General features: G+C 70.8%; 19 protein-coding genes. 8 read left to right on the top strand and 11 right to left on the bottom strand.

Features of this window, described 5'->3' with window-relative positions:
- Nucleotides 1–2 precede the first annotated feature (2 nt).
- Entirely contained in the window at nt 3–728 is a 726-nt protein-coding gene (locus tag SM754_RS09660; protein ID WP_501993775.1) for a hypothetical protein, read from the top strand.
- Between the two features lie 2 nt (nt 729–730).
- Nucleotides 731–2,197 carry a P-loop NTPase gene (locus tag SM754_RS09655; protein WP_323676015.1) on the top strand — a complete coding sequence of 489 codons (1,467 nt, stop codon included), beginning with the start codon at nt 731–733 and terminating at the stop codon, nt 2,195–2,197.
- 111 nt (nt 2,198–2,308) lie between these two features.
- Here the strand turns inward: SM754_RS09655 and SM754_RS09650 are convergent, their stop codons facing one another.
- From SM754_RS09650 to SM754_RS09605, 10 genes are all read right to left on the bottom strand, one after another.
- Nucleotides 2,309–2,542, bottom strand: coding sequence for a DUF2249 domain-containing protein (locus SM754_RS09650; RefSeq protein ID WP_323676306.1), 234 nt, complete (start codon nt 2,540–2,542; stop codon nt 2,309–2,311).
- A 158-nt stretch (nt 2,543–2,700) separates the two neighbouring features.
- Nucleotides 2,701–5,331, bottom strand: coding sequence for an acetate--CoA ligase family protein (locus tag SM754_RS09645; RefSeq protein ID WP_323676014.1), 2,631 nt, complete (start codon nt 5,329–5,331; stop codon nt 2,701–2,703).
- 115 nt (nt 5,332–5,446) lie between these two features.
- On the bottom strand, nt 5,447–6,796 hold the full coding sequence (locus SM754_RS09640) for a hypothetical protein (RefSeq protein WP_323676013.1): 1,350 nt from the start codon (nt 6,794–6,796) through the stop codon (nt 5,447–5,449).
- Nucleotides 6,797–6,895: 99 nt separating this feature from the next.
- Nucleotides 6,896–7,312, bottom strand: coding sequence for an SRPBCC family protein (locus SM754_RS09635; protein ID WP_323676012.1), 417 nt, complete (start codon nt 7,310–7,312; stop codon nt 6,896–6,898).
- 114 nt (nt 7,313–7,426) lie between these two features.
- The gene (locus SM754_RS09630; RefSeq protein ID WP_323676011.1) at nt 7,427–9,415 is read right to left on the bottom strand and encodes an ATP-binding cassette domain-containing protein; all 1,989 of its coding nucleotides are present in this window, start codon (nt 9,413–9,415) and stop codon (nt 7,427–7,429) included.
- Complete coding sequence (gene nosD / locus SM754_RS09625; protein WP_323676010.1) at nt 9,402–10,874, bottom strand: nitrous oxide reductase family maturation protein NosD; 1,473 nt, start codon at nt 10,872–10,874, stop codon at nt 9,402–9,404. Before nosD ends, SM754_RS09630 begins: the two co-directional genes overlap by 14 nt.
- 1 nt (nt 10,875) lies before the next feature.
- Nucleotides 10,876–11,634: a hypothetical protein gene (locus tag SM754_RS09620; protein ID WP_323676009.1), complete on the bottom strand. Its 759-nt coding sequence runs from the start codon at nt 11,632–11,634 to the stop codon at nt 10,876–10,878.
- A 186-nt stretch (nt 11,635–11,820) separates the two neighbouring features.
- Nucleotides 11,821–13,803: a TAT-dependent nitrous-oxide reductase gene (gene nosZ, locus SM754_RS09615; RefSeq protein WP_323676008.1), complete on the bottom strand. Its 1,983-nt coding sequence runs from the start codon at nt 13,801–13,803 to the stop codon at nt 11,821–11,823.
- A gap of 12 nt (nt 13,804–13,815) precedes the next feature.
- The gene (locus SM754_RS09610; protein WP_323676007.1) at nt 13,816–14,313 is read right to left on the bottom strand and encodes a plastocyanin/azurin family copper-binding protein; all 498 of its coding nucleotides are present in this window, start codon (nt 14,311–14,313) and stop codon (nt 13,816–13,818) included.
- Between the two features lie 267 nt (nt 14,314–14,580).
- Nucleotides 14,581–14,817 (bottom strand): DUF2249 domain-containing protein, encoded by a 237-nt coding sequence (locus tag SM754_RS09605; protein ID WP_323676006.1) that lies wholly within the window; start codon nt 14,815–14,817, stop codon nt 14,581–14,583.
- 249 nt (nt 14,818–15,066) lie between these two features.
- Here SM754_RS09605 and SM754_RS09600 point away from each other — a divergent pair, with 249 nt between their 5' ends.
- From SM754_RS09600 to SM754_RS09585, 4 genes are all read left to right on the top strand, one after another.
- A complete protein-coding gene (locus SM754_RS09600; RefSeq protein WP_323676005.1) occupies nt 15,067–15,351 on the top strand; it encodes a DUF2249 domain-containing protein in 285 nt (94 codons plus the stop codon).
- Between the two features lie 85 nt (nt 15,352–15,436).
- Nucleotides 15,437–16,105 (top strand): helix-turn-helix domain-containing protein, encoded by a 669-nt coding sequence (locus SM754_RS09595; RefSeq protein WP_323676004.1) that lies wholly within the window; start codon nt 15,437–15,439, stop codon nt 16,103–16,105.
- 75 nt (nt 16,106–16,180) lie between these two features.
- Nucleotides 16,181–17,365 carry a TIGR04053 family radical SAM/SPASM domain-containing protein gene (locus tag SM754_RS09590; protein WP_323676003.1) on the top strand — a complete coding sequence of 395 codons (1,185 nt, stop codon included), beginning with the start codon at nt 16,181–16,183 and terminating at the stop codon, nt 17,363–17,365.
- 80 nt (nt 17,366–17,445) lie between these two features.
- Complete coding sequence (locus SM754_RS09585; RefSeq protein ID WP_323676002.1) at nt 17,446–17,751, top strand: CGCGG family putative rSAM-modified RiPP protein; 306 nt, start codon at nt 17,446–17,448, stop codon at nt 17,749–17,751.
- 116 nt (nt 17,752–17,867) lie between these two features.
- Here SM754_RS09585 and SM754_RS09580 read toward each other — a convergent pair whose 3' ends face one another.
- Entirely contained in the window at nt 17,868–18,431 is a 564-nt protein-coding gene (locus SM754_RS09580; RefSeq protein ID WP_323676001.1) for a DUF7998 family protein, read from the bottom strand.
- A 310-nt stretch (nt 18,432–18,741) separates the two neighbouring features.
- Here SM754_RS09580 and SM754_RS09575 point away from each other — a divergent pair, with 310 nt between their 5' ends.
- Both SM754_RS09575 and SM754_RS09570 read left to right on the top strand, forming a co-directional pair.
- A complete protein-coding gene (locus tag SM754_RS09575; protein ID WP_323676000.1) occupies nt 18,742–19,353 on the top strand; it encodes a hypothetical protein in 612 nt (203 codons plus the stop codon).
- A 155-nt stretch (nt 19,354–19,508) separates the two neighbouring features.
- A complete protein-coding gene (locus SM754_RS09570) occupies nt 19,509–20,198 on the top strand; it encodes a QcrA and Rieske domain-containing protein (RefSeq protein ID WP_501993774.1) in 690 nt (229 codons plus the stop codon).
- The last annotated feature ends 1 nt before the right edge of the window (nt 20,199 follow it).

Below are 20,199 nucleotides of genomic sequence, written 5' to 3'. Positions count from 1 at the left end.
CCATGCCATACGAACTCGACACCACCGCGACCGACGCACAGCACGCAGACGCGACCGACGACGCGAAGCCCACCGATAGTCAGAATACCGACAGTCGACCGGACGACGCGAACGACGGCGGGACGGATGCCGACAGTCGTCCGGACGACGCGGATGATACTGACTCGCCCGCGACGGAACTCGGCGACGCCATCGGGGTCTCCATCCCCGACGAGCACGTCGGTGCGTTCGTGGCCGAGGCGTTCGAGGACGCCGAGCGGGACACGGCCTGGGACGACGTCGTCGACGCGTTCGTCGACCCGGGCGTCCGCGACGCCTGGAGCGAACTGAGCGCCCGCGAGCAGGTCGTCGAGGTGCTCGACGCTGCCGCCCGGTTCGACGAACGCGCGGCGGAGACGCTCGAGAGCGTTCCGCTCGACGCCACCGCCGACGACGTCGACGGGGAAGACGTAGACGTCGCGGAGGCGTTGCGTTGCCGGCGGACCGCCGACCAGTTCCGCGACGGGGTCGCGTCGGCGTACGCCGCCGGCCGCGTCGACGACGACGCGCTCGTTCAGGCCGTCCAGACGTCCGCGTTCGACACCGAACTGCTCGCGCGTCGCGAGAGCGCGCTCGAGACCGTCTCGGACGTCCACGACGTCGACTTCCGCCCGTACGGCGGGCAGCTGTTCGACGCCGAGGACGGCCCGGACCCGGACGTCGACCACGACGCCACGGAGACGTGGTGACGATGCCGGACCGACCCACGCCGTCGACCGACTCCTCGGCCGATGCATCGCCGGACGCGCCGGCGCCCGAGCGGGTGCGGGACGCGCTGTCGGCGGTCCCGGACCCGGACCTCGACGCGGACGTCGTTGCCTCGGGCCTCGTCGACCGCGTCGCGGTCGACGACGGCGCCGTCACGGTCACGGCGTCGTTCACCGGACTCGACGACGCGACCGCCGACGACCTCGTCGCCGCCATCCGGACGACCGTCCTCGAACTCCCCGGCGTGTCCGCGGCTCGCGTCCAGACAGCAGCCGAACGCGGCGGTCCCCCCGAAGGGGACGTCGGTCGTTCGGGAGGCGATGGCGACCACTCGGGAGCGCGCGGCCACCACTCGCAGTCCTCGGCAGGCGGCCACGGCCCGGATCCGGTGTCGCTCCCGTCCGTCGACCGCGTGCTGGCGGTCGCGAGCGCGAAGGGCGGGGTCGGGAAGACCACGGTCGCCACCCAGCTCGCCCGCGCGCTCGACGAACGCGGCGAGCGCGTCGGGCTGTTCGACGCCGACGTCTACGGCCCGAACGTCCCGCAGCTCCTCGGCGTCGACGCGGTCCTCGAAGCGACCGAGGACGGCGAGGCCAGGCCCGTCGACGCGGCCGGACTCGACGTGCTCTCCGTCGGCCTGATCGCGAACGACGAACCGCTCGCGTGGCGCGGGTCGATGGCCCAGGAGGCCGTGCTCGAACTCCTCGGGGACGCCGCCTGGGGCGACCTCGACACGCTCGTCCTCGACCTCCCGCCGGGGACCGGCGACATCCCACTCACCGTCCTGCAGGCGGTCCCCGTGGACGCGACGCTCCTCGTCACGACCCCGTTCGGGACCGCGACGAACGACACCGCCCGCAGCGCGACGCTGTTCCGCGAGCGGGGCGTCCCCGTGCTCGGCGCCGTCCACAACATGGCGTCGTTCGTCTGCCCGAGCTGCGGTGACGCGCACGCGCCGTTCGACGACGGTGTTGCCGACGATGCCGCCGCTGCCGACGATAGCGCCGCTGGCAACGGTGACGCTCCCGGCGGTACGTCGCTCGACGTGGACGTCCTCGCGGAACTCCCGCTCGACGCGTCCCTCCGCGAGACGGCCGGTGACGTCCCCGGAGCCTTCAGCGAACTCGGGGCCGCCGTCGCTCGCGAACTCGACGACGCCGACGGGTTCGACGTCCCGGAACACGCACTCGACCTCCGGGGCGTCCCCGGTCGGGCGAGCCGCGACCAGGTCCGAACCGAGTACGCCGCGCTCGCCCCCCGGGAGACGCTCTTCGTCCGGACCGACGCCGACCCGCACCCGCTCGCGAGCGGGCTCGCCGACCGCATCGACGCCCCGGAACCGACCGTCGACGTCGATCGCCGCGGCCCCGACTCGTTCGTGCTCCGACTCGAACGACCGGCCGCGGACGCGTGCGGGTGTCACGGCGAGCACGCACCGTCGAGTCACTGAACGGCTCGCCACGCCGTTCGACCCGCTGGTCGGTCGACGGACGGACGCCTACAGTTGCGGGACGTTCGGAACGGAAAGAGGCAGGATGACAGGGCCGACGCGACGCCCACCCTACTTCTTCGGGAGGGTCGCGACGAACTCGTTCGGGCCGATGCGATCGACGACGTACCCGTCGGCGTCGAACGACGGCACCTCCGCGTTCATCTGGTGGTAGAGCGGTTTCGGGTCGTGGTCGTTGACGAGCGTCAGGGACTCGCCGCTCTCCAGGTCCTCGAACGCGTCGAAGATCTTCGGATGTCGTTCCGGTGGCGGTATCTCCCGCAAGTCCAGTTGCTGTTCGTTCATCGCATCCCTCACTTCGAACCGGCCCCCAGTGGATGTTTCCGCGAACATCTTCCCTCGTCCGTCTCGGGGCGTGGCACCGACGCGGTCTCGGAGCTCACCGCCGGTTTCGAGACGTCAAGACGCCGGTTGCCGGGTGTCATATCGCTAGTTGCCGGGTGTCACGTCGTCGGTCCCGGGATACCATCGCCGTCCTCGCGAAGCTGCGCGTGGAGGTCGACGGCGACGGCCCCGTCGGGGGTCGCGACGAGCGGGTTCACCTCCAGTTCTGCCAGCTCGGGGTGGTCGACTGCGAGCCAGGACAGCGCGACGAGCGCCGACGCGAGCGCGTCGCGGTCGACGGGGTCCGCGCCGCGGGCGCCGTCGAGGACGGCCGCCGCGTCTATCGAGTCCACGAGCCGTCGAGCGTCGCGGTGCGAGAGCGGTGCGAGCCCGTGAGCGACGTCGTCGAGGTGCTCGACGAGCACGCCCCCGAGCCCGAACGTCACCATCGGTCCGAACCGGGCGTGGCGCGTGACGCCCGCGACGCACTCGACGCCGTCGGGCGCGAGCACCTGGACGAGCACGCCGGTCACGTCCGCGTCCGGCGCTCGCTCGCGGACGGTCGCGGTCAGGTCGGCGACGGCGGCCTCGACGTCCTCGGCGGGGACACCGACGCGGACGCCGCCGACGTCGGACTTGTGGACGAGGTCCGGGCTCGCGACCTTCAGCGCGAACGGGCCGTCCGCCGACGTCGCGAACCGAGCCGCCTCGGCTGGCGACTCGGCGAACGCTGCCGGCGGCGTCGACACGCCGTACGCGTCGAGGACGTCGAGCGCGTCGACCCCCAGCGTCTCGCGGTCCGCCGCCGCCGCGGCGTCGAGCGTCGTGGCGACGCGACCGCGGTCTGCGTCAACGGGCTCCGGTCGGGGGCGCGGACGACGCCGCCGTTCGGCGGACTCGGCGAGCGCGGCGAGCGCGTTCGCGGCCCGGTCCGCGTCGGGATAGTTCGGGACCCCTTCGGCCGCCAGCGCCGACAGCGTCTCCCCGGTCGGCGGACCGCCCGAGAAGCAGGCCGCGACCGGTTTCCCGTACCGGCGCCCCGCATCGCCGATGCCGGCGACGAGGTCGGCGCCGTCGACGAGCGGATGCGGCGTCGAGACGACGACGGCCGCGTCGACGCCGTCGTCCGCGAGGACGACCTCAAGGGCGTCGACGAACCGGTCGACGGTCGCGTCGCCGAGCACGTCGAGCGGGTTGTCGACGCTCGCCGCGTCCGGCAGACGCCGGGTCAGTCGCGTCCGCGGCTCCGAGGCGAGCGACGCGAGCTCGAGGTCGGCGTCCGCGACGGCGTCCGTCGCGAGTACCCCTGGACCGCCGGCGTTCGTCACGACCGCGACGCGGTCGCCGCGCGGGAGCGGCTGGCGCGCGAACGCCGCGACGATGTCGTACGCCGCCTGCTGGCTCGACGCTCGGATCACGCCGGTGGCGTCGAACGCGGCGTCGAATCCGGCGTCGTCGCCGACGAGCGCGCCCGTGTGCGAGGCGGCGGCCGACGCACCCGCGTCCGACCGACCGGACTTCAGCGCGACGACGGGCGTCGTCCGCGACACCTCGCGAGCCGCCTCCACGAACCGATCGCCGTCCTGGACGTCCTCGAGGTACGCGAATACGACGTCAGTGCCGGCGTCGGCGCCCCAGTACCGGAGGACGTCCGCCTCGTCGACGCCCGCGGCGTTCCCGAGCGAGACGACGTCCCTGACGCCGACGTCGTTCGACGCGGCCCAGTCGAGCGTCGCCGTCACGACCGCGCCGGAGTGACTCAGGATGGAGACGCCGCCGGCGTCTGGGAGGGACGGGCCGAAGCTCGCGTTCATCGACCGACGCGTGCTCAGGACGCCGAGCGCGTTCGGGCCGACGAGCGCGAACCCGTGCGCTTCGGCGGCGTCCCGGAGCGCGCGTTCGCGACGCGAACCGGTCTCGTCGCCGGATTCGGCGAAGCCCGCGGAGAGCACCGCGACGGCGTCGACGCCGGCCGCTCCGGCCGTCCGGACGGCGTCGACGGTCGCGTCCGCGGGCAGGACGACGACGGCGAGGTCCGCGTCAGCGTCGCCCACGTCGCCGACGGCCGCGCGTCCGAGGACGCCGTCCGTCGACCGGCTCACGGGGACGACCGTCCCGTCGAACGACGCGACGAGGTTCTCGACGACCGCCCGACCGATGGACCCCGGTCTGTCCGTCGCTCCGACGACGGCCACCGTCTCGGGCGCGAACAGCGCGTCGAGGTTGCGGGTCACGCGGAGGTCCGCGCGGTCGGCCGGGTCCCGCGTCGTTCGCCGCGACGCGTCGGCCGTCGCGTCGACGACCACCGCACTCGCGGCGTCGGCGTGCCGCTCGACAGCGTCCAGCTCTTCGACCACGACGGCCACGAGCGATTCCGGGAGGCGAATCCGCACCGCGTCCACGTCACGGTCGACCCCGACCGCCGTAATCTGCCTGACGAGCTCAACTCCGACGACGTCGGGCGCCTCGTCCAGCAGGCGCACGCTCGGGTCGTCGACCAGCGACTCCCCGCCGGCCGCCCACGCGAGCACGTCCTCCCCGCGAACGACAACGAGCCCCTCTGCGACCGCCGGCTCCAGGTCGGTGACGGCCGACAGCTCCGCCGTCACCCATCCCGGACAGTCGTCGAACCGGTACACCACGTACGCGGTCCCGTCGGGCGCGACGAACCGCGGGCATCGCGGCGGACACGACGACGTTCCCTCGCACGACCCCGGCCTCCAGACCGGACACTCCGTTTGTTCCGCCATCTCAACGGACCTACGCCCGCCCTCGGCATGGAACTGCGTTCGAACACGTTCGGTCGCGACATTCGGGTCGAAGACGCCGCCGCGAGAACGCTCCAGGATGGAGCGGTCGCCGCGGTCACTCCGGAGTGGAGCGGTCGCCGCGATTCAGTCCGAGCGACCCGGTGAGGATGCGCCGGAGCGACTGCGGGCTGTGGTTGCGGACGACGAGCAGGAGGTTCGCGGCGAACGCGAGGATGCCGAGGCAGAGGAGAACGCCGCTGAGCGCGGTCAGGGACCCCGGGCCGTCGAACCACCCGGCGAGGACGAGGCCGGTAGTCCCGGCGCCGAGCAGGAGGACGTCGGCGGTCGCGAGCCGGTCGCTGTAGAGGTCGTCGATCATCGGGACCGGCTCGAGGCCGAGGCGGTCGCTGTACCGGTGCACCCAGACGATGAACGGGACGACGTGATAGAGCGTCCCGAACACGACGAACCCGATGACCCCGAGCACGAGGAGGTGGACGCTCCCGCTCGCCCCGAAGAGGTGCGTCGACGCCGTCGGCGACGACACCCACGCCGGGGCGGTCACGAGCGCCCACGCCGCCAGCGCCACGGCGACGACCGCGTACCGCACGTGCATCGGCGTCCGCTCGACGCGCATCTCGGCGAGCTTCCGCGCGAGGATGACGCTGACCGAGAGGGCGGCGGCGAGGACGAGGACGCCACCGACCTGCGCGACGGGGACGACGTCCAGCAGCCGGCCGGCCGCGAGCAACACCACGCCCAGGGGATGGCCGACCGACTCGACCGCGCGCAGGTGCTCGTCGACGCCGTGGAGCTCGGTCTGCGTGAACATCGTCGCGAGCTGGTAGAGCGCGCCGTACACCGTCGTCAGGACGGCGCCGAACACGGCGAGGGTCGCGTGCGCCTCGCGGACGTTCGGTCGCGCGAGCGAGAGGTCGGCGATGACGGGGTGCGTGAAGTCGACGGCGAGCAGGAACCCAAGGGTGGTGAGGGCGACGAAGAACGAGAGCGAGAGCGCGAAGTGGCGCTCGGTGACGTCCCAGTCGTCGACGGACAGCAGCGTCCGACCGACGTTGTAGGCGAACGTCCAGAACCCCGCGACCATGAGCGCGCCGAACGCCGGCAGCCACGACAGCGCGGACGCGAGCAGACATCCGACGAACCCGACGAGACCGACGGCGACGAGCGCGAGTTGCGCGCTCGCGAGCCGCTGGGAGTGCAGGGCGACGCCCGACCACACCGGCACGAACTGCGTCATCGCACCCATGATGGTCACGCAGACCCAGCCCGCGAGCAGGAGGTGGAGCTGTGCGAGTCCCGCGAACCCCGGAACGCTGGCGGCGACGGCGCCGAGACCGACGAGGGTCCCGACGAACAGGAACGCGAGTCCGACGACGAAGTGCCCGAGCGGCACGGTCATCGGTGGCTGCTCGTCCATCTCGATGGAACCCGGTATCGCGGCCATACCGACACCTAGCCGCTCGAGGACGGTGCACGTGTCTCCGAACATGTTCCCCGCGCCCTCGGGTCGCGACCGCCCCTGCGTCGACGCGAGCTTCCGGCGTCAGTCCGAGACGACGGTCTCGAGCCAGTCGAGCTGCGCCGTCAGCTCCTGCTTCCGCTGGCGTTTGATGACGGTCGCGTCGAGCAGACCCCCGGCGAGCGCGATGTCGAGCGCGAACTCCGTGCGGACGGTGACCTCGCTCCCGTCGTCGGTCGGCGCGACCGTGTACGTCGTCCGCATCGTCTCGAAGATGCCATCGCGCTGCTCGTAGGCGAGCGCGTACTCGTCCACGTCGACGAGTTCGAGCGTCAACTCGATGGTCGCGATACCCACGCCGTTCTCGATGTGCATCGTCCGCCCGTCGACGTCGACCGCGTCGAAGCCCGCGGCCAGCATGAACGCTTCGAGGTCCGCCATCGCGTCCTCGATCGCGTCCGGACCGGCCGCGTACGCCCTCGACATACTGATAGCTTCCATGCTGATGCCTTCGGCGCGGACCCCTAATCAACCTGGGGCGAAGACGTCCGGGTCCGCACCCGTCCCGGAGTCCGCGTTTCACGCCACCGTCGGCGTCCACGCGAGCGACCTCGGTCAGTGTCGCCGGTCAGTGACCACGGCGGCGGCCGCGACGGAGATGGCCGTCCACGCCAGCAGCGCGGCGACCACGATGGGCACTGAGAGGTCGGTCGCGGCGAGCGCGCCCGCGCCGCCGGACGCGCTCGGGACGCCCGCCATGCCGAGGACGCGAAGGAGGTCAGCGGGGTTCGCGAGCACGAGCGCGGCGAGTGCGCTCGCGGGCAGGTCCAGCGTCACGACGGCGGTGAGCGCGACGACGTCGTGCACGAGCACGAACCACGCCCAGGCGAGGAGCGCCGCACCGAGCGCGTGCGCCTTCTCGCCCGCGACCGTCGACGCGACCACGGCGATTCCCAGGAACGCGACGCCGGCGAGAGCGGCCGCGGCGACCGTCGGCAGGAACGCTGCGACCGCTGGAACCCCGCCGACGCGGAGCAGCGCCGCCGCGCCGAACGCGTAGCCGAGCGCGACCGCTCCGACGAAGGCGGCGGCGCGCCCGAGGAACGCACCGACGACCACGGTCCAGCGCGGCACCGGGAGCGCCTGCAGGACGTCGAGTTCACCGCGTTCGCGCGGGCCGACCACCGTCGCGTACCCGAACGCGAGCGCCGCCAGCGGCACCACGTACGTCGAGAGCGCGGCGACCGACGCCACGACCGCTGGAACCGTGCTCGTCCCGGCACCGGTGGCGCCGTACTGGACGACGCCCACGGTGAACGCCGCGAACAGGAGCGCGAGCGCGACCGGCCAGCGCGACCGGGACGCGAGCCGGTACTCGCGGCGCGCGAACGACGCCAGTGCGACCGGGACGCTCGCCGACGACCGCGACGCCTCGACGTCGCGCTCCGCGGACTCGCTCGCCTCCGCGGTCGTCGCACCGGCGGCCGACGCGGACTCGTCGACCTCGGCGAGCGCTCGCGGCGTTCCAGTCGACGGAACCGCCTCGACCCCGCCGTCCGCCCGGGGTGCCGTCGACGCGGACGCGTCGCTCTCGGACGCGTCGGCGTCGTCGCTCCCGGACTCGTCGCCCCCGACGCCATCGTCCACTGGCTCGGCGTCGGTCCCCGCGACCCGTTCGCTCGACCCGTCGACGATGGCGTCGAACGCGTCCGCCAGCCCGGCCTCGGCCACCTCGAAGCCGTCCAGGTCGCCGGTCGCCCGGGCCGCCGCGACCACGTCGAACGCGAGGTCAGGCGGACAGGACGCGACAACCTGCCCGCCGCGACGTTCTGCCGAGACCGCGTCGTCGACGTCCTCCAGCGTCTCCGGGTCGAGCGCTCCCGTCTCATCATCCTCGACGGCTGCCGGACGGAGCGTGACGGTCGTCTCCCCGCCGCCGGCCGCGGCCACCTCGTCGACGCTCCCGCGAGCACGGACGCGACCGTCGTCCAGGACGACGACGCGGTCGGAGAGCCGCTCGACCTCGTCGAGGACGTGCGAGGTGACGACGAGCGTCACGCTCGTCCGCTCGCGCACGCGGTCGACGACCGCGCGGAACGCGTCGACGCCTTGCGGGTCGAGCGCCGCCGTCGGCTCGTCGAGCAGGAGCACGTCCGGGCGCCGAACGAGGGCGGTGCCGACCGCGAGCCGCTGGGTCATCCCGTTCGAGTAGCCGTCCACGCGCCGGTCCGCGGCGTCCGCCAGCCCGACCGTCGCGAGCACGCGCTCGACGCGTCGGTCGCGCTCCGCCGCGTCGACGCTCCGCAGCTTCGCGTGCAGCCGCAGGACCTCTCGCCCCGTGAGCCGCGGGTCGAACGCGGCGTCCTCCGGCACGAACCCGACGCGCTCCCGGAGCGCAGGGCCAGCGGTCGGCGACTCGCCGGCGACCTCGACGCGTCCCTCGTCGGGCGTCGCGTGCCCGACCAACAGCCGGAACAAGGTCGTCTTCCCCGCACCGTTCGTCCCGACCAGTCCGACCGCCGCTCCCTCGTCGACGGTCATCGAGACGCCGTCGAGCGCCGTCACGTCACCGAACGTCATCGTCGCGTTCTCAATCTCGATCATAGTATCGCCTCCAGTCGTGTATCGGCGTCGCGAGCGGTCGACGGTCGACCACGCCCGGCGACTCGACGAGCGGGACGCGGCTCTCGGCCAGCTCGACGACGGCGACCGCCGGCGACCGCGAGAACACCGCAATCAGTGGATGCTCGCGCTGCAACCGGTCGACGAGCCCGGACGCTCGATGCCGGACCTCGCTGATGCCGTCGTCGTCCACGTCCCGGACCGTCGCGTCCGCCCAGTAGTTCCCCGCGGACTCGTTCCACACCACCTGCTCGCCGACGTCGACCAGCACCGAGTGGCGGTTGTCGACGAACGTGTTCCGGGACACGCGCTCGTCGACGCTCCCCGCCGACAGGTGGACGCCGACGCCGTTCGCGAGCACGAGGTTCGAGGAGAGCTCGTTGTGCAGCGAGTTGTACAGGAACAGGCCCCTGTCGTTCCCGACGAAGTGGTTCCCCGAAACCGTCGAGTCGTCGATGGACTTCAGCATCATCCCGTGCCCGGACCGCCCGGTGTTGTTCACCGCGACGTTCTCGACGACGGTGAGGTGGTTCGACACCATGAGCGCGTACCCGACGTCGTTACCGAACGCGGCGTTCCCGCGGAGCGTGTTGTGGTCGCTGTACATGTAGTGGACGCCGTAGCGGAGGTCCCACAGCGTGTTGTTCGCCGCGACGACGTCGTTCGCCCACGAGTAGTAGATGCCGTCGCGCGCGTCCGTGATGCGGTTGTCGTGTATCGAGGCGTTCCCGGCACGCCACAGCTGGATGCCGTTCCCGCGGTTCGACCGGTCCGGGACGTCCTCGCGACCGACGATGGTCGAGTTCGCGACCTCGGCGTCGTAGACGCCGTCGACCCAGACACCGAACGTGCTCTCGGTGACCCGGGAGTCGCGGACGGTGACGTCGTCACCGTCGACGAGGATGCCCGCGTCGTTGTCCTCCGCGCTGTACCCCGAGTTCCGAACCCACAGCCGGTCGACCGTGACGCCGTCGGCGGCGACGGTGAGCGCGTCCCCGTCGCCGCCGCCGTCGACGACGCCCCAGGCGTCGGCCGCGCTCGTCAACGTCACGTTCGGCGTGTCGACGGTGACGTTCCCGGCGACCACGCCGTCCAGAACGAGGGTGGCGCCGGGCTCCGCGGCGTCCAGTGCCGCGGCGAGCGACTCGTACGCGTCGCCGTCGACCCGCACGACGCCGTCGCGCTCCGGGACGTCGAACGACGGGTCGCGGTCCTCGACGGGAGCGTCGTACGAGATCGGTGGCTGACCGGCGTCGCCGCCCGCTGGCGCAGCCGCGTCTGCGGACGCGGCGGCGCTCGCCGAGCCGACGCTCGTCACCGCTGGCACGACCGCGCCGACGACGACGAGCGCCGCGACCGCGAGGGCCGCGACGACCGCGAACCCGCGCTCGACGATGGCCTCGACGTCCCGCTCTGACTCGGAGGCGGGCTCGCGGGCCATCTCAATCACCTCTCGCGTGCTCGTCGGCGCTCGCGCCGGCGTCGTCGCCGCCGACGCCCGGCAGCCGCCTCCGGACGGCGCCCGGTTCGAGGTTCCCAAGAGCGGCGACGAGGTCGCGCGGCGTCGCCGTCTCGTGCCGATACCGGAACGCCACGACGAGCAGGACGACGGCGAGCATCGAGACGTACGCGCCCGCGCCGAACCGCGAGTAGCTCGTGATGTTCGCGACCTCGTACTTCCCCCAGAGCGGGGGCGTGAACCCGTCGACGCCCATCACGGGCGCACCCGGGTCGAGGCTGTGACCGACCTCGTAGAGCCGGTACTGGATGAGCGCCATCATCCCCGCGAACACCGCGACGGTGCCGGCGAGCTGCGCGAACAGGCCCTTGCGGAGCTTCGCCGTCGTCGGCGCCACCGCGACGAACAGGCCGGTCGCCGCACAGCCGACGAACGCCAGCGGCCCGAGCGACCACTCGGGGACCGCGACGGCGTTCTCGTGCACGTCGAAGTTCGGCTCGACGAACACCGGGTCCGGGTAGTAGAACCCGATGTAGTGGTTCAGCGTCGCCATCTCGGCGTAGTCGCCGGTGATGCGCGGATACCCGTACAGCCGTATGTGCAGGACGGTGTCCGGGTACTGGACGGCGTGGACGTCGATGGTCCACATCGGCAGCGCGAGCGCGCCGACGAACAGCAGCGCCGCCAGTACCGGGAACAGCCGCCGAACCTGAGTGAACTCGTCTACGCTCGGGAGTCGCATGATTTGTGCCTCGTGGTGGGTTCGGGCCGGGTCGCGGCGACGCGGACCGCAGTCCGCGCCGCCATCGACGGATGTGGTTCGCGCCGCGAGTCCTCCGGAGTACGGGACTCGACGGCGGCGTGCCCCGGCACGATGGGCGCCGGGCGTTCGCGCTCGCTCGACTCGCTCGGCCGACCGGTTCGTTCGTCAGTCGGCCGGTTCGACGATCATCCGGGAGCGCATCTCGAGGTGGAGTGCACTGCAGAAGTACGTGCAGTACAACCAGTAGACGCCCGGCTCGTCGACCGTGAACGTCGCCTCGCGGGTGTCCTGCGGTGCGACCGCCAGCTGGATGTCGTGCTCGGGGATGGCGACGCCGTGAACGATGTCCGCGACGCCCTCGACGTTCGTCACCGTCATCCGCACCTCGTCACCCTCCTGGACGGCGAACTCGCTCATCCCGAACTCCGAGCGCTTCGCGGACAGCTTCACGTGCACCGACTCCTCGCCGGTGCGCTCGACGCCGGAGTCCGACTCCGTGACGAACGGCGCGTCGACGTCCGCCTTGTCGTAGGTCTTCGACGGATTGATCTTGTCCTTGTGCGCGAAGATGCAGTCGTGCGGCTCCGGGTACGCGGGATGGTCGGCGACGATCTCCATCTCCTTCTCGCCCTGCCCGATGTGGATGAGCTGGTCGTTGTCCGGATGGATCGGGCCGACCGGCAGGAACCGGTCCTTCGAGAGCTTGTTCAAGCTGACGAGCCACTCACCGTCCGGGTCCGTCGTCATCGCCTCTATCGCCTGGATGTGCCCGGGATTGTAGTGGACGTCCTGCTTCTCCAGTATCGGCTCCGTCGACCCGGCGTCGGCCTCGACGGCCTTCTCGATGTCCCACTTCGCGACCTGCGAGTCGATGAACAGGCTCGTGTACGCGTGCCCGTTCCCGTCGAACGTCGTATGGAGCGGGCCGAGCCCCACCTTCGGTCGACCGGCGACCGCGTCCGCCGGGTCGTCGACCTCACCGAGCTTGTCGATGTCGAGCATCGTCACCGTCGGCGACAGCTTCCCGGCGACGAACGCGTAGTCGCCGTTCGGCCCGACCTCCACGCAGTGCGGGCTCTTCGGCGTCGGAATGTACCGCACGATGGGGTCGCTCCCCGAGTTGTGCTTCGAGCCCTTCGTGCCGTCGACGATCGGAACCCCGTTTATCTTCTCCTCGTACTTCCCCTGCTCGACGAGCTTCTCGATAGCGGGGACGTCGAACGCCTTCACGTAGTCGCGGTCGTCGCGGGTCATCCCGCTGATCGTCGTCGACTCCTCGCTGTTGTACGCGGACGCGATCGCCCACCGGCCGTCCTTGTCGGAGTCGATGATGTCGAGGTTCCCGTCGACGCGCACCTGGAACTCCGTCGTCATCGTCTCCGGGTCGATCGCGGAGAACAGCGACGCGTACGACTCCGGCGACCGCAGGTCCCGGCCGTCGTTCGGGAGCGGCGTCCGGAACTCGCCGTTCCCGAACAGGTACTCGGTATCCGGGCTCTGGACCGTGAACCCGTGGACGGCCTGCACGTTCGGGACGTCGAGGATCGCGTCCGTCTCGAAGTACTTCAGGTCGATGCGCGCGATGCGGCCGTTCGCCTTGTCGTTGACGTACAGGTACTCGCCGTCGTAGTCGCCGCCGGTCTCGGAGAGCGCCGGATGATGGTTGTCGCCCCACGTGTAGTCGCCGCCATCCTCGAGCACCTCCTTCGATTTCTCGTCGTACCCGTATCCCTTCGCGCACTCGGTGTTGAACACCGGGATGCGGGTGAGGACGCGCATCGACGGGAGCCCGATGACGCGGATCTCGCCGGAGTGCCCGCCCGACCAGAACCCGTAGTACTCGTCGTGTTCGCCGGGTGCGACGGTGTGCGCTGGCGTCTTCGCCCCGCCGCCGTTCTCGGTGCCGGCACCGCCGCCGCCCACGTCCGTCAGGCCGCCGACGCAGCCACCGAGCGCCGACATCGCGCCCGCGGCAGCCCCGGTCTTCATGAAGTCTCGTCGGTCGAGCTCCAGGCCGGCGAGTTCCAGCGTGAGACTGTCGTCGTCGTTTGCTGGCTCCTCGACGTCCGCCAGGACGCTCTCGAGTTCTCGTTCGTGTCGCTTCACGACCTCGTTCGGGTCAGGGACGTCGTCCAGGTCTTGAGTCATAAGTATAGCCTCTCAGATTACCTTCACGTAACCGACCATCCCGTTCATCTCGTGGGGGATGCAGTAGTACTCGTACTCGCCTTTCGTCTCGAACGTGTGCTCGTAGGTCTCGCCACCGGGGACGTTCCCCTCCTGGCCGTTCTGGTAGCCGTCGACGGCGGCGTCCTCCGAATCGAACCCACCGGACGCGAAGTACGCCGCGCCGTCGGGGAGCTCCCCCTCGGCGGCGGTGACGGTGTGACCGATGCTCCCCGTCGTCTCCCAGGTCACCGTCGTCCCCTGCTCCACCTCGATGCGCTTCGGAGCGAACTGCAACTCCGAGGTCATCTCGACCGTGCTCGTCTGGGTCCACCCCTCGCCCGAGCCATCGTCGGAGCCGCCCGAGGTGGTGCTCTCACCGCCATCGCCCTCCGTCTCCGTACTCGAACCGCTCGAACACCCGGCCAGCCCGACGCCGGTGGTCACCGCCGCAATCCGGACGAAGTTCCGTCGATTCAGACTATCAGGCATGCTCGTTTCCTCCACACTCCAGGGTACCCCGATGAGATACATAAGCCGTCGAGCGCGTTCCTGTCCCCCAAGACCGGGTGCGAACATGTTCCGGCACCACGACGCCCCCGGCTCGAAGTCGACCGCGACGGACGTCTCTCTCCACTCTGCACTCGCACGCGAACCAGTCGCGACTGCACCGGGACTGCGACAGGACCACACCGGGACCGCAGCAGGACCGCAGCGGGACCGCACCACGGCGGCCGGGACCTCGGTACCGGACGACACTCACTCGCGGGTGATCTCGACGTGCCATTCGTCCTCGTCGACGCGGCTCGCGTCGAACGAGAGGCCGCGATCCGAGAGGACGCCGTAGAGTGGCGCCGGCTCGAAGCTGTTGACGAGCAGCATCGTCTCGCCGGCGTCGAGCGCGTCCAGTGCCGCCGTGATCTGCGTGAACGGTTCGCCGTCTATCTCCCGTGCGTCGACGACGTTGCCGTACTCCCCTGACGGATGTGATGCCATGATCGGTGGTACGTGGAGCGCGTCGGTGACGATTTCCCCGAAGGTGTTCGCGAGCGCCAGCAGCTACCTGCGGCGCCCGAGAACGGGCGAAGCGCCCGTCATACCGGGCCGTAGCGGTCGCGGCGGTCCGAGTGTTCGACCGCGCGTGCGGTCGAGCCCGCCCGCTTCGGTCTCGATACCGAGTCCCCGGGGTCGGTCCCGAACCGGTTCGGGGAATCCGTTCTATCCATCGACGCCGTACGTCGTAACATGAGCGAGCCGAACGACCACCGCGAGCTCGATGCGTTGACCGACGCTGGCGTCCCCGAGACCCTGGCGCGCGAGCACGTCGACGTCGCCGACCTCCCGCCGCCGGAACCACTCGTGGAGACTTTGGAACGACTCGGAGCCCTCCCCGACGACGGCGTGCTCGTGCAGACCAACGACCGGGTCCCTCAGCACCTGTTCCCGAAACTCGAGGAACGCGGGTTCACGTGGGAGCACGTCGAACGCGACGACGGGACGGTCCTGACCGCCATCTGGCGGACCGACTGACCCGAACCGACATCCTCGGACCACACGCGAACATGTTCGGGAGAACCGACAACGTTACCCGCCGTCTCGTTCTGAACATCCACAGATGCCCGAAGCACGCCTCACGCTCACCGTCCCCGAAGACACCTGGATCGGCGAAGTGTCCCGGCGCTACTCCGAGGCGACCATCACGATCCTCGCCGCCGTGACCGACGATGACGCCGGGGTGGGCGTCGCGGAGATCACGGCCGACGAGCTCCTCTCCCTCGTCGAGGACATGACCGACCACGACTCGCTCGCGTCGGTCGAACTGCTCGAGTACCACGGGCGGACGGCGCTCGTGCAGTTCCGCACCGAACGACCGATGCTCCTGCTCGCCGCCCGCGGTAGCGGCCTACCGGTGGAGATGCCGTTCGACATTCAGGACGGCCAGGCGACGTGGGCCCTGACGACCACGCGCGAGACGCTCTCCGGGCTCGTGAAACAACTCGACATGCTCGGCATCCCCTTCGAGGTGGAGGAGATCCACGAGTCCATCGACGCGACGGAGTCGCCCCTGACCGACCGCCAGTGGACGCTCGTCGAGGAGGCCGTCGACGAGGGCTACTACGACACCCCGCGCGGGACGACCCTCACCGAACTCGCCGACAGCGTCGGCATCGCGAAGTCGACGTGCAGCGAGACCCTGCACCGCGCGGAGGAGCGCATCGTCAAGCACTTCGTCGAGAACGCCACCCAGCCCGCCGGACCGGCCGCCGCACCGGTCGAGAACTGACCGCGCGTCGACGCGCTCGCCGAGGCGAACGCGTTCGGCGCGAACCCTACCGGGCGGGTACGCGTACGTCCTGCCATGGGACCGACTGCTATCGACACCACGGAGCGGCCGGTGGTGCTCGTCTGGGAGGTGACGCAGGCGTGCGAGCTGGCGTGCGACCACTGCCGTGCGGACGCGACGCCGACGCGGCACCCCGACGAGCTCTCGACGAGCGAGGGCGAGGCGTTGCTCGACGACGCCGCGGCGTTCGGGGACGGCCAACTCGTCGTCCTCTCCGGCGGCGACCCGCTCGCGCGACCGGACCTCGATCACCTGGTATCGTACGGCACCGAGCGGGGGCTCCGGATGACGCTCACGCCGAGCGGAACCGACTCGCTCACGGCCGACCGCGTCCGGGCGCTCGCTGACGCCGGCCTGTCGCGGATGGCGCTGAGTCTCGACGGGGCGACGCCGGCGAGCCACGACGCCTTCCGGGGGGAGACGGGGAGCTTCGAGGCGACGCTCCGCGCCGCTCGGTACGCCGAGGCGGCGGGCGTCCCCCTCCAGATCAACACGACCGTCTGCGCGGAGACCGTCGACGAGCTCCCCGCGATCAGGCGGCTGGTCGGGGCGCTCGACGCCGTCATGTGGTCGGTGTTCTTCCTGGTGCCGATCGGGCGCGGTCGTCGACTCGACCAGCTCTCGCCGGCGCGCGCCGAGCGGACGATGCGCTGGATCGACGACGTCCGCGAGGACGCGTCGTTCGCGGTGAAGACCACGGAGGCCCCGCAGTACCGTCGCGTCGTCGCCCAGCAACGACGAGATGCGGTCGACGACCCGGCAGCAGGCGACGTCGACGGTGGCGACGGGTCGGACGCCGGTGGTGGGCCGCCGGCGTCCGTGGCGGGCCGGCGCGGCGGTATCCGCGCGGGAGCCGGGTTCGCGTTCGTCTCGCACGTCGGCGACGTCTACCCGTCGGGGTTCCTCCCGGAATCCGCCGGGAACGTGCGGACCGACTCGGTCGTGGAGTGCTATCGCGAGAGCGACCTGTTCGAATCCCTGCGGGACCCCGACGGGTTCCGGGGGAAGTGCGGGTCCTGCGAGTACCGACGCCTCTGTGGCGGGTCGCGGTCGCGGGCGTACGCCGCCACGGGCGACCCGCTCGCCAGCGACCCGCTCTGTCCGTACGTCCCGGCCGACTGGGACGGTGCGATGCCCGAACCGACGGGGGCGTCCGGCGACACGACCGTCCCCGGCGGCACGGGCACGTCCGGCGATTGATCGCGCGTCGAGACGACCGACGCCACGACGCGAACATGTTCGGCGATGGTGTCTCGTCGGCTCGTCCCCTGTCCTCTAGCATGTCCGAGACAGCGACCGACGACGTCGACCCGGTCACCGACACGTTCCACGACGGCTCCTGGTCGGCGAACCTCGAGCGCGACCAGTACGCGGACGACCGCGAACTCCTCGTCGAGCACGCGCTCGACGCCGTCGAACGGACGGCCAGCGGCGTCCACGTCAACCTCGTCACGCACGGCACGCACGGCCACCCCGAGACGTACCTCTACCCCGTGCTCGACGAGGAACTCGGCGAGGAGTTCTCGTACGAGTACGTCGAACGATGCGGCTGCGGCGGCCACGTCAGCCGCGTCCACGTCGCCTGACGCCTCCGGAACGTCACGACCCGACTCCTCTCTTCTTCGCTGCTCTCATCTCCTCTCCTCTCTTCTCCTCTGCCGAGTGACCGTCGATCGAGGGGCCGTCGACGACCCGCGACCGCTCAGAACGGCGCACCGAACCCGCCGCCGCTCTCTCCGTCCCCGGCGTTCCGACTCACCGTCGTCCGGGCGTCCACGTCCGCCTGCTCGCTTCCCTCCTCCTCGGCGACCGCCAGGTCCCCGAGGGTCTCGTTGATGGCGTCGCTGTGCTGATGCATGCCGGCGACGCGGACGCGGACCGCGTCGAACTCGTGGCGGTCGGCGAGCCCGTTCCAGGCGCGATACGAGCCGACCGTCAGCTCCTGGCTCTGCGGGCAGAACTCGGTCGTCGGCGTGAACGTCGCCCACAGCACGCTCGGGTCCTCTGCGTCGACCGCGTACCGATACCCCGCGTCCTCGTGGCGGCGGTCCAGGTTGAGGCGCGCGAGGTTGTACCCGAACGTGACGTCGTACACGCCCCGCTCCTCGAACACCGCACGCGTCAGTCGATGGAACGCGGCGTGCTCGCGTCCGGTCAGCACGTCGTGCTCCGCCAGGACCGGCCCGATATCGGGCAGATTCGATGGGACGTACGCGTCGTACGAGTCGAAGAGCCGGTCGTCGCCGTTGTCGTTCCCGCCGAACATACCTCGTCGTTCGGCGCGCACGGCCACGGCGGTTCTCCCGAAGATGTTCGCTGACCCCTGCCAGTACCGAAGTCGCCGACGGCTGGTCGCGGTTTCCGTCGCCGACATCGCCGCCCGCGGGACACCCGACCCCTTTTAAAGAGCCCCGGTTTTAAGGATGTATCCCCACAACGACAGATAGTCGAGAACCAACCGTATTGAGCGACCGGGCCGCCAGACGGCAGGCGGACGCACCGATGCGGGTGGGCGACCCGTCTCGACGCCGTTGATGCCCGGTCTCATCGATTCACCCCATGACACTCAAATAGAGATGGACCGACGCAAACTCGTAATCGCGCTCGTCGTTCTCGCCGTCCTCGTACCGACGTGGTACGTGGCGGCCCACGGCGAACCGCCGTCAGAAGAGATACGCATCGACCAGAGCGTCAACGAGATACGCCCCCTCGACGGGTTCGTCGACACCCCCAACAAGCTCTCGCCGAGTCAGGTCGGGGTCATCGTGTGGGTGGTCCTGCTCGCGCTCGTCGCGCTCCTGGCGTTCTTCCACCGCTTCATGAACCGCGCGGCCCGGCCCGACGCCGGCACGCGGTCGCCGACGGACGCGACCGTCGCCGACGGTGGTGCGCCACCAGCGACCGCACGCGACGGGACGTTCCCGTGGCTACGGACGCCGGACCGCTGGATCGTCACCTACGAGGACGCCACGGACGCCATCGAGGGACTCGTCGCGATGGGGGGACTCACCGCGCTCACCATCGCGTTCGCGGCGCTGTTCTCCGCCGAGTACCTCACGCTCGCGCGAACCCAGTACTTCGGCATCTACACGTTCGGGATGTTCATGTCGCTGACCGGGCTGACGGTGTCGTACTACGCCTGGTTCATGCCGCACGTCGAGGTCGCGGAACGGAGGGACCACGAATGACAGACGACACTCCCCGACGGTCCGACGAACCGAGCGACGAACCGGGACGCGACGCGAGCGGAACCGACGGGATTGCGACCGGTGACGGGGACGCAACCGGAACCGACGGAATCGCTGCCGGTAACGGGGACGCGACGACCCCGTCCCGCGAGGCGCTGCTCGAACGATCGTATCCGCAGAACGGCGACGGAGATACCGTCGACGCCGGCGACGTCGAGTGCGACGCCTGTCCGCACGGCGACGGCCCGGCGGTCTCCCCGAGCATCTACCAGCCGTTCTGGCGGGACGCCAGGGCGCGACTGAAGCGTCGGGACTACGCGAAGGTGCTCGCGACCGTCGGCGGCCTCACCGCCCTCGGTAGCCTCGTCGCACCCGTCTCCGGGTTGACGCAGGTGTTCGACCGCAAGTACAAGGGGCCCGTGTACTCCGACGGCGTGGCACTCGTCGACGCGGACGGGCAGCCGATCTCTGAAGGACGGCTGTCGCCCGGCGAACAGCTCACCGTCTTCCCGGAGCCGCGGCCGGGTATCGAGGACGCGCCGACGCTCCTCGTCCGGTTCGAGGAGGACGCGTACGGCGGCGAAATCAAGAGCGAGTTCACCGTCGGCGGCTACGCCGCGTTCTCGAAGGTCTGCACGCACGCGGGATGCATGGTCGCGGACCGCGACGGCGACGTCCTCGTCTGCCCGTGTCACTCCGGCCGCTTCGACCCGACCTCGGGCGCGTCCGTCGTCGGCGGCCCCCCGCCGCGGCGACTCCCACAACTGCCGATCACGCTGACCGGCGACGGGACGCTCGTCGCCACCGGCGACTTCGACGGGCCAATCGGCCCGGGAGGTGAGTGAC

Origin of the sequence: Halorubellus amylolyticus (assembly GCF_034808145.1) — an archaeon.
Classification (GTDB): domain Archaea; phylum Halobacteriota; class Halobacteria; order Halobacteriales; family Natrialbaceae; genus Halorubellus.
Note: the sequence above shows the minus strand (reverse complement) of the source record. Positions and strands in the feature narration are given on the sequence as shown.